The sequence below is a fragment of the Bradyrhizobium cosmicum genome, from assembly GCF_032290525.1.
GTDB classification, from domain to species: Bacteria; Pseudomonadota; Alphaproteobacteria; order Rhizobiales; family Xanthobacteraceae; genus Bradyrhizobium; species Bradyrhizobium cosmicum_A.
The window spans coordinates 12,470-28,043 of the sequence record NZ_JASXTA010000043.1; the positions used below are offsets into that span (position 1 = coordinate 12,470).

Annotated in this window: 15 protein-coding genes and 1 pseudogene; 15 read left to right on the forward strand and 1 reads right to left on the reverse strand. The window is 60.2% G+C overall.

Annotated elements, in window-relative coordinates:
- The first annotated feature begins 26 nt into the window (after nt 1-26).
- The 15 genes and pseudogenes from QSV46_RS37840 to QSV46_RS37910 all read left to right on the forward strand — a co-directional run bounded on the left by QSV46_RS37840 (nt 27) and on the right by QSV46_RS37910 (nt 14,600).
- Nucleotides 27-1,024: pseudogene (locus QSV46_RS37840) on the forward strand (ABC transporter ATP-binding protein).
- 60 nt (nt 1,025-1,084) lie between these two features.
- Nucleotides 1,085-2,101 carry a dipeptide ABC transporter ATP-binding protein gene (locus QSV46_RS37845; RefSeq protein WP_314963821.1) on the forward strand — a complete coding sequence of 339 codons (1,017 nt, stop codon included), beginning with the start codon at nt 1,085-1,087 and terminating at the stop codon, nt 2,099-2,101.
- Nucleotides 2,102-2,463: 362 nt separating this feature from the next.
- Nucleotides 2,464-2,886, forward strand: a complete 423-nt coding sequence (gene tnpA, locus QSV46_RS37850; protein ID WP_314963822.1) for an IS66-like element accessory protein TnpA — start codon at nt 2,464-2,466, stop codon at nt 2,884-2,886.
- The gene (tnpB, locus tag QSV46_RS37855) at nt 2,880-3,233 is read left to right on the forward strand and encodes an IS66 family insertion sequence element accessory protein TnpB (protein WP_314963823.1); all 354 of its coding nucleotides are present in this window, start codon (nt 2,880-2,882) and stop codon (nt 3,231-3,233) included. The genes tnpA and tnpB overlap by 7 nt, the downstream gene beginning before the upstream one ends.
- Nucleotides 3,234-3,284: 51 nt before the next feature.
- Nucleotides 3,285-4,850 (forward strand): IS66 family transposase, encoded by a 1,566-nt coding sequence (gene tnpC / locus QSV46_RS37860; protein ID WP_314963824.1) that lies wholly within the window; start codon nt 3,285-3,287, stop codon nt 4,848-4,850.
- Nucleotides 4,847-5,449 carry a plasmid pRiA4b ORF-3 family protein gene (locus QSV46_RS37865; RefSeq protein ID WP_314963825.1) on the forward strand — a complete coding sequence of 201 codons (603 nt, stop codon included), beginning with the start codon at nt 4,847-4,849 and terminating at the stop codon, nt 5,447-5,449. The genes tnpC and QSV46_RS37865 overlap by 4 nt, the downstream gene beginning before the upstream one ends.
- Complete coding sequence (locus QSV46_RS37870) at nt 5,413-5,703, forward strand: hypothetical protein (protein ID WP_314963826.1); 291 nt, start codon at nt 5,413-5,415, stop codon at nt 5,701-5,703. The genes QSV46_RS37865 and QSV46_RS37870 overlap by 37 nt, the downstream gene beginning before the upstream one ends.
- A gap of 60 nt (nt 5,704-5,763) precedes the next feature.
- Nucleotides 5,764-7,251 (forward strand): AMP-binding protein, encoded by a 1,488-nt coding sequence (locus QSV46_RS37875; RefSeq protein ID WP_314963827.1) that lies wholly within the window; start codon nt 5,764-5,766, stop codon nt 7,249-7,251.
- Nucleotides 7,252-7,305: 54 nt separating this feature from the next.
- Nucleotides 7,306-7,683, forward strand: coding sequence for a hypothetical protein (locus QSV46_RS37880; protein WP_314963828.1), 378 nt, complete (start codon nt 7,306-7,308; stop codon nt 7,681-7,683).
- Between the two features lie 1,256 nt (nt 7,684-8,939).
- Nucleotides 8,940-10,142: an acyl-CoA dehydrogenase family protein gene (locus tag QSV46_RS37885; RefSeq protein ID WP_314963829.1), complete on the forward strand. Its 1,203-nt coding sequence runs from the start codon at nt 8,940-8,942 to the stop codon at nt 10,140-10,142.
- Nucleotides 10,143-10,407: 265 nt separating this feature from the next.
- The gene (locus QSV46_RS37890) at nt 10,408-10,764 is read left to right on the forward strand and encodes an acyl-CoA dehydrogenase family protein (protein WP_314963836.1); all 357 of its coding nucleotides are present in this window, start codon (nt 10,408-10,410) and stop codon (nt 10,762-10,764) included.
- Nucleotides 10,761-10,922, forward strand: a complete 162-nt coding sequence (locus tag QSV46_RS37895; protein ID WP_314963830.1) for a hypothetical protein — start codon at nt 10,761-10,763, stop codon at nt 10,920-10,922. Before QSV46_RS37890 ends, QSV46_RS37895 begins: the two co-directional genes overlap by 4 nt.
- Nucleotides 10,915-12,993 carry a 3-hydroxyacyl-CoA dehydrogenase NAD-binding domain-containing protein gene (locus QSV46_RS37900; protein WP_314963831.1) on the forward strand — a complete coding sequence of 693 codons (2,079 nt, stop codon included), beginning with the start codon at nt 10,915-10,917 and terminating at the stop codon, nt 12,991-12,993. The genes QSV46_RS37895 and QSV46_RS37900 overlap by 8 nt, the downstream gene beginning before the upstream one ends.
- 65 nt (nt 12,994-13,058) lie before the next feature.
- On the forward strand, nt 13,059-14,213 hold the full coding sequence (locus QSV46_RS37905) for a thiolase domain-containing protein (protein ID WP_314963832.1): 1,155 nt from the start codon (nt 13,059-13,061) through the stop codon (nt 14,211-14,213).
- A gap of 6 nt (nt 14,214-14,219) precedes the next feature.
- Entirely contained in the window at nt 14,220-14,600 is a 381-nt protein-coding gene (locus QSV46_RS37910) for a Zn-ribbon domain-containing OB-fold protein (protein ID WP_314963833.1), read from the forward strand.
- Nucleotides 14,601-15,108: 508 nt separating this feature from the next.
- Here the strand turns inward: QSV46_RS37910 and QSV46_RS37915 are convergent.
- Nucleotides 15,109-15,574, reverse strand: a 466-nt coding sequence (locus QSV46_RS37915; protein ID WP_314963834.1) for a hypothetical protein, incomplete at its 5' end; no start/stop codon positions are given.

Below are 15,574 nucleotides of genomic sequence, written 5' to 3' on the forward strand. Positions count from 1 at the left end.
TCCCATCTGGGGAAATCACGCCAGACATCGGTCCGAGCGCGCCCATTCTCAGCGTCGAGGACCTCCGGACTTATTTTTTTACCCAGGACGGTGTGACACGCGCCGTTGATGGCTTGAGCTTCGAGGTTAGACCCGGCGATACGCTCGGCATCGTCGGCGAGAGCGGATGCGGTAAGAGCATCACAGCGCTCTCTATCATGCGCCTCCTGCCGCCCAAACTCGCGCGTACTGTAGGTGGCCGGATCCGTTTTGAGGACCGCGAGATCCTGACGCTCGGCGAGGCCGAGATGGGCGACATCCGCGGCAATCGTATCGCCATGATCTTCCAGGAGCCAATGACTTCCCTGAATCCGGTGCTCACCGTCGGAGATCAGATCGCCGAGGCGGTGATGATTCACCAGAAAAAGGATCGCGGCCAAGCGCTGGCACGTGCGGCCGAAATGCTTCGTCTCGTGCGCATTCCTGATGCCGAGCGGCGCCTCAAGGATTGCCCGCATCAATTCTCGGGCGGCATGCGCCAGCGCATCATGTCGCAATGGCACTTTCCTGCAACCCGAAGCTTCTCATCGCCGACGAGCCGACGACGGCGCTCGACGTCACCATTCAGGCACAAATCCTGCGGCTCGTGCTGGAGTTGAAGGAGCGAATAGGCGCTGCCGTAATTCTGATCACCCATGATCTCGGCGTGGTTGCCGAGACCTGCCAGCGCGTAATTGTCATGTACGCGGGCCGAAAGGTTGAAGAGGCCGACGTGACGGAACTCTTCGATGGCCCCCTTCATCCCTATACACAGGGCCTAATCGCCTCGATCCCACGCCGCCACGCCCCAGGCCAGCGGCCGAAGCGCCTTATGGAGATCCCTGGCCTCGTGCCGACGCTCAACCAGCCCATCCCGGGCTGCCCCTTTGCGCCGCGTTGCGCCCTCGCCACAGAGCGCTGCTACGCCAAAGCACCACCATTCGAGCGCCAGGAGGGAACGCATTTCGTCGCCTGCTGGGAAGCCAAAAAGATGAACGCGGCATGAGATGCATCGTCTCTTCCCTGAAATTCGGTGAGAATCTAGGCCCCACGAAGTGAGCATAGAATGATGAACTTTAACGCGAGCGCGCCCGTGCTCGAAGTCACGAAACTCAAGAAGCACTTCCCAGTGCTGCGCGGCATGCTGCGGCGCGAGGTGGCGCGCGTGCAGGCGGTGGACGGCGTGAGTTTTTCGATCGCTCCGGGCGAGACGCTTTGCCTGGTCGGTGAGAGCGGCAGCGGCAAGTCGACGGTGGGCAAGCTCATCCTCCGTCTCATCCAGCCCACCGGCGGCACTATCCGGCTCGATGGCATTGACGTAACGAAGCTCGGCGAAGGCGCGCTGCGGCAGCACCGGCGGCGCGTGCAGATGGTGTTCCAGGACCCCTATTCGTCGCTCAATCCCAAGCTTACCGCTGGTACGATCGTAGCCGAGCCGATCGAGAATTTCGAGAGTCTTTCGGCCGACGAGCGCGAGGTGCGCGTCCTGGGCATGCTAAGGAAGGTGGGGCTACGCCCGGACGCTATCCGGCGCTATCCTTTTGAGTTCTCAGGCGGACAACGCCAGCGGCTCGCCATCGCGCGAGCGCTCGCCGGCAATCCCAGCCTTATGGTCGCCGATGAACCGGTATCTGCGCTCGATGTTTCCGTCCAGGCCCAGGTGCTGAACCTCCTCATGGACCTCAAGGAAGAGCTAAAGCTCGCCTATCTCTTTATTAGCCACGATCTAGGCGTCGTCGAACATATCGGTGATCGCATCGCGGTCATGTATTTGGGCCGCATCGTCGAGATAGCGCGCAAGGAAACGATCTTCGATGAGCCGCTGCACCCTTACTCCGAGGCGCTTATCACCGCGGCACCGGTGCCAAATCCGCGCTTCAAGCGCGCTCGCCTGCTGATCGAAGGTGACGTGCCCAGCCCGATGAACCCACCTTCAGGCTGCCGCTTCCACACGCGCTGCCCTTTCGTCGGGCCACGCTGTCGCAGCGAAGATCCGCAACTGCGTGAGGTTACCCCCGGCCATTTCGTCGCTTGCCATTTGCGTGAGGCGGGTTACCGCGGCCGATTACCGCGGCCCGGTTGATCCCAGCCGCGCCATTACGCCAGAAGCGGCACGGCAGCATGCGGCCGCCTATGGGCGGCGGCAGGGCACGGCTTGACAGCGCCTTACTGATGCGGGTGTTGCCGCCATCAGATCACCGGGAGCAGCGTACACTAGATCGTGTTCAGAAGGGCAAGTAATCGAGCAACCCCAATAAACCGGTGCGGTATACGTACGAGTCGATACTCTTGAATGTAGCGACGCGCCGATCGGCTCGCTCTGAACCCACTTAAGTCGTCAGCACCACGGATGAGACGTAAGCGGGGCTGCGAGGCCCATCAGATTGTTTGTGCGTAGACCTGTGAGCGCCGTTAGAAGAGTCATCTTCTGGAAGGGTGCTCACAATGGACGACCATTCGGACGACATAAGACGACCGTTGTCATCGCGCATAGAAGTGTACGCCGGCGGCGGCCGGAAACAGTGGCCAGAGGATTTGAAGGCGCAGATTGTCGCGGACAGTCTTGAGCCGGGCGCGATCGTAACAGATGTCGCACGTCGCCATGGCTGCCGGCCCCAGCAGGTGCATGACTGGCGGCGCCGGGCGCGTTTGGGCCAGTTGGTGCTGCCGGCTTCGGCGGATACGCTGTCGTTCGTGCCGGTAGTGTCGGAATCGGCGTTACCGGCGGCCGCAGAGCCTACCGGGTCGCCGGAAGCAGCCATTGTGACGGTTGAGCTCCAGGGAGCACGCGTGGAGGTGCGGGGGGCGCCTGGCTTTGCTGTGTTGAGTGATGTGTTCTTAGCGCTTCGACGGACACGTTCATGCTGACGCCGCCTGCGAGCCTTACGATTTACGTAGCGACGCAACCTGTGGACTTCAGAAAAGGTGCGGAGGGCTTGGCGCTGTTGGCGAAGGCGACGCTGGGCCATGACCCGATGAAAAGCGTGGCGGTGGTCTTCCGTGCGAAGCGCGCTGACCGGGTGAAGATCGTCGTCTGGGATGGCAGCGGCCTTGTGATGTACTGGAAGCGGCTCGATGGCAGCGGCTTCAAATGGCCTCCCATCGTGGCCGGCGTGATGCGGATGAATGCCGCCCAGCTGTCGGCGCTTCTGGCCGGCATGGATTGGACGCGCATGCACGCGCCTCGAATCCCGCAGCCGAAAGCGCTTGCGTAGGACATAAAATCTTCGCTGCATCGGCGCGCAAAGCATGGCAAACTCGGGCCAATGAGTGATTTGCCTCATGAGCTGCCGAGCGATCCAGCCGAGTTGCGCGTCTTTGCCGCGGCTCTGCTGGATCGCTGCGCCAGGCTCGAGCGGTTGCTCAAGCTTGCAAAAGATGCGCGGTTCGGTCGGTCCTCGGAAAAGCTTGACGCTGATCAGCTTCACCTTGTTCTGGAGGATATCGATCAGGCCGTCGCAGCCCTCGAAGCGGCCGAGGATCGCGCCAATCCCAGAGTTTGCGAGAAGAGGACGGCCGCGCGCAGGGCCAACCGTGGCCAGTTGCCGGAGCATTTGCCGCCCATCGTCGAAACCCTGATGCCAGCGGAGACTTGTTGCCCGTCTTGTGAGGGCGACCTCTTTGAGATTGATCACGATGAGAGCCAGAGGCTGGACGTCGTACCGGCGCAGTATCGCGTTATCGTCACCCGCCGACCCAAGCTGGCCTGCCGCGCCTGTCAGGGCGTCGTCCTCCAGCACGCCGCTCCCGAGCGACTGATCAGAGGTGGATTGCCCACTGAGCGGCTGGTCGTGCATGTGATCGACGCCAAGTATCATTGGCATTTGCCGCTTTACCGCCAGGCGCAGATGCTGGCGACGCACGGAATAGCGCTGGACCGTTCCACGCTCGCCTTCTGGGTCGGCTATGCCGCCCAGGAATTGAAGCCCTTGTGGCATCCTCTGCGCCAGCTTCTGCTCGCCTCTTCGAAGCTCTGTGTCGATGAGACTCCCGCACCGGTGTTAGATCCGGGGCGCGGCAGGACCAAAACCGGCTACTTCTGGGCGCTGTCACGCGATGACAGGCCCTGGGCCGGACCTGACCCACCTGGCGTGGTTTACGCTTATGCACCGGGCCGTGGGGCCGTCCATGGCTTGAGGCTGCTCGAAGGCTATCGCGGCATCATCCATTGCGACGGCTATCAGGCTTACAAGACCATGACCCGAGAGACGCGTGCGGACGCCTTGTCAGGGACGCTCGCCTTCTGCTGGTCGCATCTGAGGCGCCAGTTTGTGAAGATCGAGCGCGAGGCCGCTCCGGCGCCAGCTCCGGTTGCGCGCGAGGCTCTTGAGCGCATCGCCCAGCTTTACGCGGTCGAGAAAGCGCTCCGCGGCCGATCGGATGCCGAGCGCCGTGCTGGCAGGCAGGCGCATGCCCGATCTCTGGCTACAGCCTTGAAGCAGTGGTTTGAGGCCAAGCTTGATCACCTTGCGCAGAAGAGCGACACGGCGAAGGCTTTGCGTTATGCGATGCGTCATTGGGACGGCCTGACGCTCTGCCTTTATGATGGACGCATCGAGATGGATACGAACGCGGTCGAGCGTGCGATGCGGCCGATCAAGCCCAACGCCAAGAACTCCCTTTTTGCCGGTTGCGACGAGGGTGCCGAGAGTTGGGCAGTACTAGGTTCGTTGATCGAGACCTGTAAGCTCAATGGCGTCAGTGCCGAGCACTGGCTCGCTGATGTTCTCGCGAAGCTCGTCAATGGTTGGCCTGCGGCGCGACTGGACGAACTGCTCCCTTGGGCATCGATCTACACGATGCATGCACACGTTCCGAGGCTGGCGGCATGAGCCTGAACAGGACCGCGGTCCGGATCAAGGTGACCCTCAAGGACGTAAAACCGGAGGTCGTGCGTCGCCTTGTCGTACCCGTCACCCTGCGCCTAGACCGGCTGCATTTGACGCTTCAGGAGGCGTTTGGCTGGACGAACAGCCACCTCTTCGAGTTCTTCGCTGGTGAGGCACATTGGGGGATTCCCGACCCCGACAATGATTACGGCCACCAGCCCATGGATGCTCGTAAAGCGCGGTTTTACGATATCGTTCGAGAGACCGGCGCCAAGACCATCCACTATCTCTATGACTTCGGCGACAGCTGGGACCATGTGATCAAGCTCGAAAAAAGGTTCGACAACACCACGACGGAGGGCATGCCCTTCCTGCTCGAGGCCGCCGGTCGTTGCCCTCCGGAAGACGTCGGCGGTGCGCCAGGCTATGCCGAATACCTCAACGCCATCAGCGACCCTGCTCATCCGGAGCACGAACATATGCGCCGCTGGGGTCCGGAGCGGTTCGATCCCAACGTGATCGACCGGAATGCCCTCGAGGCCGCCGTAAACGCGTTGTCCGACACATGGAAACCGCGGCGACGCGCTACGCGAACAAAATAGACGTCAAACGCCATTCAAAAGGGCCGCAGAGCTGCGCTTACGATGAGACTGAGCGGCAACGTTATTTCGGCATCTTTTTCAACGGCCATTCCGTGCGGATCTTCGTGCTGCACGCAGTGCAGGCGCTGCTGATCGCCACGAGGAATTTCGGCGCCCAAGTACCTACATTGCCTGATCTACGTGCCGCTAACGCAAAAATTGGCGATCTTCTTCTGCAGGACACGGTAATTCTTCTGCATCATCCGTGTGGGTAGCAGGTTGAAATCCTGCACGCCGCCCGGGGTCGAACGAAGGCAATGTCTGTAGCGGAAAAAATGGCTGAAGAGATCATCCCTTTGGGCGAGAAGCTGGCCCGCCGCGCCGAAGCGACGCCTGACGCTCCGGCAGTTACTTGCGGCGAAATGACCCTAACCTGCGGACAGCTAGAGGCGAGGTCCAATCGCATCGCTCGCGCCTTGGAGGGGTTGGGCGTAAAACGGGGCGACTTGGTGACCATCGGGCTGCCCAACGGGGTCAATTTCGTTGAAACCTGCTGGGCCATCTGGAAGGTCGGTGCGACGCCGCAACCGGTTTCCTTCCGCTTGCCGACTGCAGAGTTGCGTGCCCTCGTTGAGCTCGCCGCTCCCGCGATAATGATCGCTTTGCCGGGCATGGAGGCTGGCCGGAACTGCTCGACAGTCGAGGACTTGCTCGCGATGTCGGACGATGAGCGGCCAGTTGAGCCACGCGTGGCGCCCGTATTGAAGGCCGTGGCCTCGGGCGGCTCGACAGGCCGACCCAAGCTTATCTTGTCCGGCTTGCGCGGCGTAGTAAGGGCGCAGCCAGCTAATGGTCTGAGCTTCTGGCGCTTTGGGCCGGGCGACACGGCGCTGATCCCTGGACCGCTCTATCACAATGGCCCCTTCAGCTGCGCTTTGGACGCGCTCACCCAAGATGCCCATCTCGTGCTGATGCAGCGCTTCGACGCTGAAGGCGTGTTAGCCGAGATCGAGCGGAGCAGGGCTACCTGGGTCTACCTGGTGCCCACCATGATGAGCCGGATCTGGCGGCTGCCCGAAGAGGTTAGAGCCCGCTATGACATCTCATCGCTGAAGACCCTATGGCACTTCGCTGCGCCCTGCCCGCCGTGGCTTAAGGAGGCCTTCATCAATTGGCTCGGGCCCGAGGTGATCATGGAGCTCTATGGCGGCTCCGAGGATCAGGCATGCACAACCATCACCGGAAGCGAATGGCTCGATCACCGCGGCTCCGTTGGGCGCGTGGTCGGAGGCGAAATGAAGGCGTTCGACCCCGAGGGAAACGCGCTGCCGCCCGGTGAGGTAGGCGAGATCTACATGCGCCGCCCGGAGGGCTCGCCGCCGTCTTATTCCTACCGTGGCGCTACGGCCCGGGTTCTGCCGGGCGGTTGGGAGAGCATTGGCGACATCGGCTATTTCGACTCCGAGGGCTATCTATATCTCGCTGACCGGCGCACCGACATGATCCTGGTCGGCGGCTCCAACGTCTATCCGGCCGAGATAGAAGCGGCGATCGATGAGCACCCGCTCGTAATGTCAAGCGCCGTGGTTGGGCTACCCCACGAGGACATGGGTTCGTCCGTCCACGCCATCGTCCAGGCTCGCCCCGGTTTGGTCAAGGACGCTCTGCTGGCGCACCTGGCCCAGCGGCTGGTCACCTATAAGCTACCGCGCACGGTTGAGTTTGTGGACGAGCCCTTGCGCGATGAAGCAGGCAAGGTGCGGCGGACGCAGTTGCGTGACGAGCGAATTGCCCGGATGATGTCCACCACTGCTCAGACGTAACTAGCATAGGAATTAGAGACGAATGGCAGCCGACGATCTCGATTGGGCGCGTAGATGCATCGCAGCTACGGGAGCGTCCGCCATCATGCTGAGCATCACCAACGCAGTTGGCGTGCGCATCGGGAAATTATGTGGGACGGCCAGTTGCCAATTGAGGATTTCTGGGTGATCCCCAAGGGTAGCCTGCGACAAGACGACGCCTATAAGTTCATCGGCTTTGCCGCCGCGCCTCGAGCCAAGGCCGAACTGACACGTTATATTCCGTATTCCCCCGGTACTACTGACGCGATCGCATTTGTCGATCCGGCAGTCCCGCCTCACCTTCCGACTGCGCCCGCTCATAAGGTCAACGCAATGGTGCCCAACTACGCGTTCTGGGCAGAGAAGGGCGACGAACCGGGCCAGCGCTTTACCGCGTGGCTGGCGAAGTAGAAACAAGGACGAACGGCAGGGAGAGCCTCTCCTCTGGATCTGGAACAGACGATGGAGAGAGATCAAATTCGTGGATGGTAATGCTAGCGGCCCGAATCGCCGGCAGCCCGAACGCCATTCCCCCTCACTATGCTACAGCAGTCGAACCGAGGTGGGCCTTCATGCTCGCGTTAGCACTGCTGCTGTTCATTCTATGCCGCTCGTGTCGCCGGTCGATCGGATCTTGGCACTCGTACGCCTCTGGCACGATGCCGAAAGCCGTGAAGCGCTAAATGCCTCAGCACTCCCTGCGCTGAATCCATCGGACCGCGGCTAAGCGAACATCGCATAAGGCGGAACGCGTGACTCTTCGTTCCATCAAAGGATTCGCATCGGACCTGGCGTTCTTCCACCAGCCTGAATTTCGGATGATCGCGCGTTATCCACGCCTGCGTCTCCGATTCGGTCTCGGCATCAACATGGGTTTGCAGACATCCGCGTAATCAGTCTAGCGCACACGAATGAGGGCGGTCATCTTCGCTGATCAACCCGTCTCCGCGGCGCGAACTCACGAGCGGGCTGGTGGAGCAGGTCACGGAGCCAGCGGACCTTTAAAGCGACGATGTGAGCCGCCAAAGGAAATCGCCACTCAGCAAGCGATCTCCCTCGCAATCACGAACCGGAAGATCAACGGGGTCGGGCCGCCCGGCAATCATATTCTGCCCTCGCCTCGGGTTGCGCGATTATAATTAAGTCCTCTGGCTGCACTTTGCCTACTTCCCATACGGGCCCAGTTATCTCGTCCCGCCATAGGCGCGGGGCAGGGGCTCGAAATAGCCGACTTTTTTGCAGAATTTATCCAACGTCGATAAGCCTTTTGCGGCCTTTGTGCGCCGATGCGCTTTACGTCTCTGATCTCTATCAAAGCTGTTTAAGGAACCCCGCTGCAGCGGAGACCTTCTCAGGCGACTTCGGAGCACCAAATGAGCAAGGAGCGGCACCTCACGCCCTCGCCGATTATGACCCAAGGTGTTTTCGCGGGTATTGCCCCTTGCTGGCGCAAAAAATGCCAAGTCTGTCGAGATCATGACAAATGGATGTCGCTGCCATCGTCCCAAACGTGCCGTTGCGCAACCGCCTGCGCAGGTTGTTCGTGGCTCGCGACGTGAATACGACGCCGCCTTTGCCGTCAATCCGACGCTCCGTCGCGGCCCATTTCCGGCGTTCGGTTGAACGCAACAAAACCTGAACAGAATTTCCCTCACAGGGTAATCGAAATGGACTTTTCGTTCTCGGAACAAGAGCGGGCCTTTCGCGCAGAAGTGCGGCAATTCCTGCGCGACCACGTGCCACCGGAGACGCGCTGCAAAATTATCGAAGGCCGGGGTCTTTCCAGAGACGAAATGGTCGGCTGGACGCGCATTCTACACAAGAAAGGTTGGGCTGCGCCTGATTGGCCCAGAGAATATGGTGGCACCGGCTGGACGCCGGCCCAGCTGTATATTTTCGGTGAGGAGTTGCAATTGTATCCGGTAAAGGGAATGCCCGAGTTCGGTGCGTCGTTGGTGGGCCCGGTAATCTATACCTTCGGCACGAAGGCGCAAAAGAAATATTTCTTGCCGCGCATTGCAAACGGAGATGATTGGCGGTGCCAGGGCTTCTCAGAGCCTGGCGCGGGGTCCGACCTCGCCTCGCTCAAGACACGGGCTGTGCGGGATGGCGACCACTACCTAGTTAACGGGCAGAAGATATGGACAACTCTCGCCCAATATGCCGACTGGATTTTTTGCCTGGTCAGGACCAATCCGGACGTTAAGAAACAATTGGGTATCTCCTTCCTCCTGGTCGACATGAAGTCGCCCGGAATTACCGTGCGCCCAATACAGCTGATCGATGGCAGCTACGAAGTCAATGAAGTCTTCTTCGACAACGTGCGCGTCCCCGCCGAAAACCTCGTTGGTGAGGAAAACAAGGGGTGGGACTACGCCAAGTTCCTTCTTGGCAATGAGCGTTTCAACATCGCCACGATTGGCTCTTCGAAAGAGCGTGTCCGCCGCATCAAGGCGCTTGCCACTCTGTGCCGTGTCGGAGACGAGCGGCTGATCGACCAGAGTGCCTTTCGAGAAAAGGTGGCGGCCCTTGAGGTTCGCCTAAAGGCATTGGAGATAACGCAGCTCCGCGTGGTGGCTAACGCATCCAAACACCAGAGCGTCACCCAGGATCCCGCGAGCGCTATTCTGAAAATCAAGGCCTCGGAGATCCAGCAGACGACAGCGCAGCTCCTGATGGACGTCGTCGGCCCCTATGCGCAACCCTACTGGTCAGACGAGGATATCCAGGCCCATAACAATCCGCCGATTGGTCCGGATTGGGCCGCAGCTATCGCGCCCGCCTATTTCAATGTCCGAAAGGTCTCAATTTACGGCGGCTCTGATGAAATCCAAAAAAACATCATCGCCAAGGCGATCCTCGGCCTCTGACGTTCATTGTTGGTCGGGGGAGCGCAACACTCTTCGCAGCTGGATTAAAGGGGGCTGTCACGGCCCGCATTCAGGAGATTTACCAGTGGATTTCCGTCTTTCGCCGGTGCAGCGGCTTCTCAAGGAAAACCTTAAGCGGCTCATGCTCGAAACGTACGATTTCGACCGTCGGCGCAAGTACCAGAACGAGAGGGTGGGCTTTGGCGCGACCTGTGGACGGGCTGTGCCGAACTTGGGCTTGTGGCTCTGCCGTTTTCTGAGGATTATGGCGGCTTCGGCGGCGGCGCGGTCGAGACGGCTTGCGGACGAGGCTCTTGCAGCCTTTTGCGCGGAAGCCGTCGGCTGCTTTGCAAAGCTGCAATCGATCACGCTCGACTATCTGAAAACGCGCCAGCAGTTTGGCAAGACAATCGGTTCGTTCCAAGTGCTTCAGCACCGTGCCGTCCATATGTTCGTGGAACTGGAGCAGTCGCGCTCCATGGCTATGTACGCCGCGATGATGGCAGCCGAAGAGGATGCGATGGAGCGTGCTCGAGCGGCCTCCGCGGCGAAGGCCCAAATCGGCCAGTCAGCGAAAGCGATCGGCCAACAGTCGATTCAGTGCATGACGGCGTCGGCATGACGATGGAATACAGCGTTGGCCATTATTTCAAGCGCGTCACGATGATCGACACATTGTTTGGAAATGCCGACCATCACCTCGGACGGCTCGCATCGCTCGGAGGACTGATGAGTGATCAAGAAAATGAAACACAAATAGAGGTACTGCCGCATGACTGAGGTCGTGAAACTCGAACGTCATGATGTCATCGCCACTATTACGGTCGACTATCCTCCCGTGAATGCGCTAAGTGCTGCGGTCCGCGGCGGTATCTTGCGATGCATGAACCTGGCAATCGCTGATCCGAAGGTGAAGGCGATCGTTCTGACATGCGCCGGCCGCACATTCATAGCGGGGGCGGATATCACCGAATTTGGTAAGCCGCCGCAGCCCCCCACATGGGACGAGTTTATGGCGGTCATTGAGGACTCGCCCAAGTCCGTAGTCGCTGCCATCCACGGCAGCGCGCTCGGGGGAGGGTTGGAAGTCGCATTGGCTTGCCATTTCCGGGTCGCGACCGAAAACGCCAAACTCGGTTTACCCGAAGTCAAGCTGGGCCTATTGCCTGGCGGTGGCGGAACGCAACGCCTCCCCCGCGCCGTGGGGCCTGAGCTTGCGGTGAAGATGATTGTGGGGGGTGATCCGATCACTGCGCGAGAAGCACTGAGTAGTGGCTTGATCGCGGAAATCGTGGGAACTGCAGCGGCCGGCGGGCAAGCCTTCGCCCGCAAGGTTCTGGCCGAGCGGCTGCCGATACGCAAGCTTCGCGACGATGATTCAAAGCTCGCCGCGGCAAAGGCCGACCGCTCGATTTTCACCAACGCAGTTGCCTCAATGACCAGGCGGGCGCGCGGGCTGGAAGCGCCGTTCGCCGCCGCTGATACCGTCGGTGCTGCGATCGACCTGCCGTTCGAAGAAGGGCTCAAAAAGGAGCTTGAAGGCTTCAACAAGCTGCTCCGAAGCGATCAATCCAAAGCGCAACGGTACGCGTTCTTCGCCGAGCGTGCTGCCAACAAACTTGCAGGGCTTCCCGAAGGGACGAGGCCTCGACAGATTGAACGTGTGGCGGTCGTCGGGGCTGGCACCATGGGAGGCGGCATCGCGATGTCCTTCGCCAATGCCGGCGTTTCTGTGACTCTAATTGAGAGCACGGAAGAACAGCTCGAGCGCGGCTTGGGCACCATTCAGAGGAACTGGGAAGCATCGGCCGCGCGTGGCAGTATCCCGGCGGACGCTCCCCCCAAACGCATGGCCTTGATCAACGCCGTGGTCGGCCTCAGCAATGTGAAGGATGCGGACCTTGTCATCGAAGCGGTCTTCGAGACGATGGCCGTCAAGAAAGAGGTGTTCGCGCAACTCGACAAATACGCCAAACAGGGCGCGGTCCTCGCCTCCAACACCAGCTACCTGGATATCGACGAGATCGCTTCTGTCACCGATCGGCCGCAGGACGTGCTTGGCATGCACTTCTTCTCGCCTGCCAATGTGATGAAGTTGTGCGAGATCGTGCGCGGACCTCGAACCGCTCCGGACGCGCTGCTGACCGCGGTTTCGGTTGCGCGCCAGATCGGCAAGGCGCCGGTTGTCGTCGGCCTCTGCCACGGGTTCGTCGCCAATCGCATGTACGATCCGGCTTTCAAGCAGGCAGACAAGCTGTTGTTCGAGGGCGCGCTGCCCCATCAGATCGATGCAGTTCTGACCAAATTCGGCATGCCGATGGGACCGTTCGTCATGGGCGATATGGCAGGCTTGGATATCGGCTGGCTTTCGCGCAAGGATCGGGGCGTTAAATCAGAGATCTCCGATGCCCTTTGCGAGGCTGGCCGCTTTGGCCTGAAGGCCAACAAGGGCTGGTACAAGTATGAGCCCGGCTCTCGCGCCCCAATTCCGGACCCGGACGTTGAGACACTGATTGACGAGACGCTCATTCGCCTGGGCCGGAAGCGCCGAGCCATCAGCGACGAAGAAATTCTCGAGCGCATGATGTATTCGATCGTCAATGAGGGCGCGCACATCCTCGAAGAAGGGATTGCCGCCAGACCGGGCGACATCGATGTGGTGTGGCTCTATGGCTTTGGTTGGCCGGTTTATCGGGGCGGACCGATGTATTGGGCTGACCAGGTCGGCCTCATGCATATCGTCGACCGGCTCGCTTTCCATGCAAAACAGACCAACGATCTCTCGCTTGAGCCGGCATCGCTCATCAAGCGGTTGGCGGCACAAGGCAAGGTCTTCGCCTCTCTCACGTAGTGACGCGCCAGGGACGAGGGTACATTTCGACAACAAGGCCAATCACCAAGAAGGAATGCAACGCGATGGTTCGCGATGAACAAGCCTATATCGTCGGTGCGTATGAGCATCCCACGCGTAAAGCGCCCGACAAGTCAGTCGCGCAGCTTCACGCCGAATGTGCCGCCGGCGCACTGGCCGACGCTGGTTTGACCAAAGACGACGTCGATGGCTACTTTTCGGCGGGCGACGAACCAGGCTTCCGCCCGGTCTCAATGGTCGACTTCTTGAATCTCAAGGTACGGCATTGTGACTTCACCGATATTGGCGGTTCCGCTCCCTTGCAACACATTGCCCATGCCGCCCAAGCTATTGCGGCCGGCAAATGCAACGTGGCCCTGGTCACATTGGCTGGACGTCCTCGCAGCGCACCGGTCAATTTCCAACCGGACGTAACTCAGCCGGATTTGCTGTGGGAACGGCCGCTACGGCAAAGCCTGCTGGATATCTATGCCTTGTGCGCACGTCGTCACATGTATGAGTACGGGACCACTAGCGAGCAGTTGGCGTGGATCAAAGTCGCTGCTTCTCACCATGCACAGCACAATCCACACGCCATGCTACGTAAGGTGGTCACCACTCAAGATGTGCTGGCGTCTCCAATGGTGTCTGACCCTCTGCACCGGCTCGACTGTTGTGTCATCTCGGATGGCGGCGGCGCCGTTGTGGTGACGCGCCCAGAGATCGCCAAGAGCCTCAAGCGTCCGCGGGTGAAGGTGATCGGGTCGGGCGAGGGCATCCAGGGGCAATCGGCAGGTGCGGTCGAGCTTACCGCTTCAGCAGCCAGGCAGTCAGGCGCTATCGCATTTGCCGAGGCCGGTGTGAAGCCAAGCGATATCCGCTACGCTTCCGTCTACGATAGCTTCACCATCACCGTCCTCATCGCGTTGGAGGATCTCGGGTTCTGCGAAAAGGGCCAGGGCGGCCGCTTTGTTGCCGACGGAAACCTAATCTCCGGCGCCGGCGGGCTGCCCTTCAACACAGATGGTGGTGGTCTATGCAGCAACCATCCAGCGATGCGGGGCGGAATCACCAAGGTGATCGAGGCCGTTCGCCAGTTGCGAGGCGAGGCCCATCCCGCCGTGCAGGTCAAGGATTGCGCCCTGGCGCTGGCACATGGCACGGGGTGGCTAATGGGGACACGCCACAGTAGCGCCACCCTCATCCTGGAACGGGAGTAATCACTAATGACGGGCACAGACTTTATCGCACATAGTCCTGAGACAAAGCCGTTTTGGGATGCAGCCGCCGATAGCCGTTTCGTGCTACCACGGTGCCAACAATGCCATAGGACTCACTGGTATCCACGAGGAATCTGCCCGCACTGTCTATCGACCGATATCGATTGGCAGGAGTCTCCAGGGGAGGGCGAGATTCACTCGTTTTCTGTAAACCGCATGGGGAACGAGCCGTACGTGCTCGCTTATGTAGCGCTCACCGAGGGGCCGATAATGTTGACCAACGTAGTCGGCGCAGATCCGGCTGCACTGTCGATAGGTACGAGGGTCAAGGTGATATTCAAGGCCGCCGCCCCGGAAGCCCCCGTTCCCCTGTTTGCTGTACGTTAGTACGGGCCGATCGAAATCGCGCGGCTGAGAAATCCCATCACCTTTGCCGCTCTGTCTGCAGTCGAGCAGTCAAGCGCAAACGTCGTGTGACAATGGGTCGACTACGGCCGACCCATGCAGACGAGTCCCTTGGCGCCAAGCAAATTCCGCAAGGTAAAGCAGCGATCCTGGTCATAGGCAACCGGCGCCACAACGATCGGAGTTGCCGGTCTCCGTCAGCCTCGCAGGTGTTGGTCACCTGCAGCAGAAACGCATGGGCTTGCTTCAGAACGGAGCGAAATGGCTTTGCTTCAGCGCTCCGCGATCGAGAGAGCATGGCAGCGACCCCTCTGTGAATCCCCGGTTCTTTCTTAGGGATGGCGATTGAAGCTCCAATGCTGCCTTCGCCGGCCGGTTCAACCTTCAAACGACGTCACGGCCAGTAGAATCGAATGTGGGCGGATGAAATCCGCTCATCGAAGCGATGCGGTATCGATCTAGCATGCAGACGATGAGCAAGCTCCGTCCTTTACTGCGCCATAACGGGAATGAGCCGATAGAAAACCTCCAGGAGCGGCAACTTGCGGCTTGGTGGCGCCGCCAAGAGGTGGTCGCCGACCGGGTAAGCCTGAACGAGCAATTCATTGTCAAACAGCGTGATGATCTGCACACGGTGCGGCCAGTCAAGGACGCTCCGTTCGATAATGCAGGTGAGGAAAACCTCTGGCTTGGCCTGAATTGCGATGAATTTTAGCCGTTGTGCTTCCATTTCGATGAAAACCAGCGCCGGCAAGCAATACATATTTATAAAAGCAGGCGCCGTATGCAGGTGCGTCCCTGCGATCCTGGCCGCGCACGCGTCAGGAAAAAGATCGTGGCCCGGTTTTCGACCGGTTGCCGCGGAAGGGCGCGCGCCAGGCGAGCGGGGGAGGGAAGAGGGTCGATGCCAGGCACGAACAATGCCTTTGTTGAGTTTTCTGGCGTTCAGAAGACCT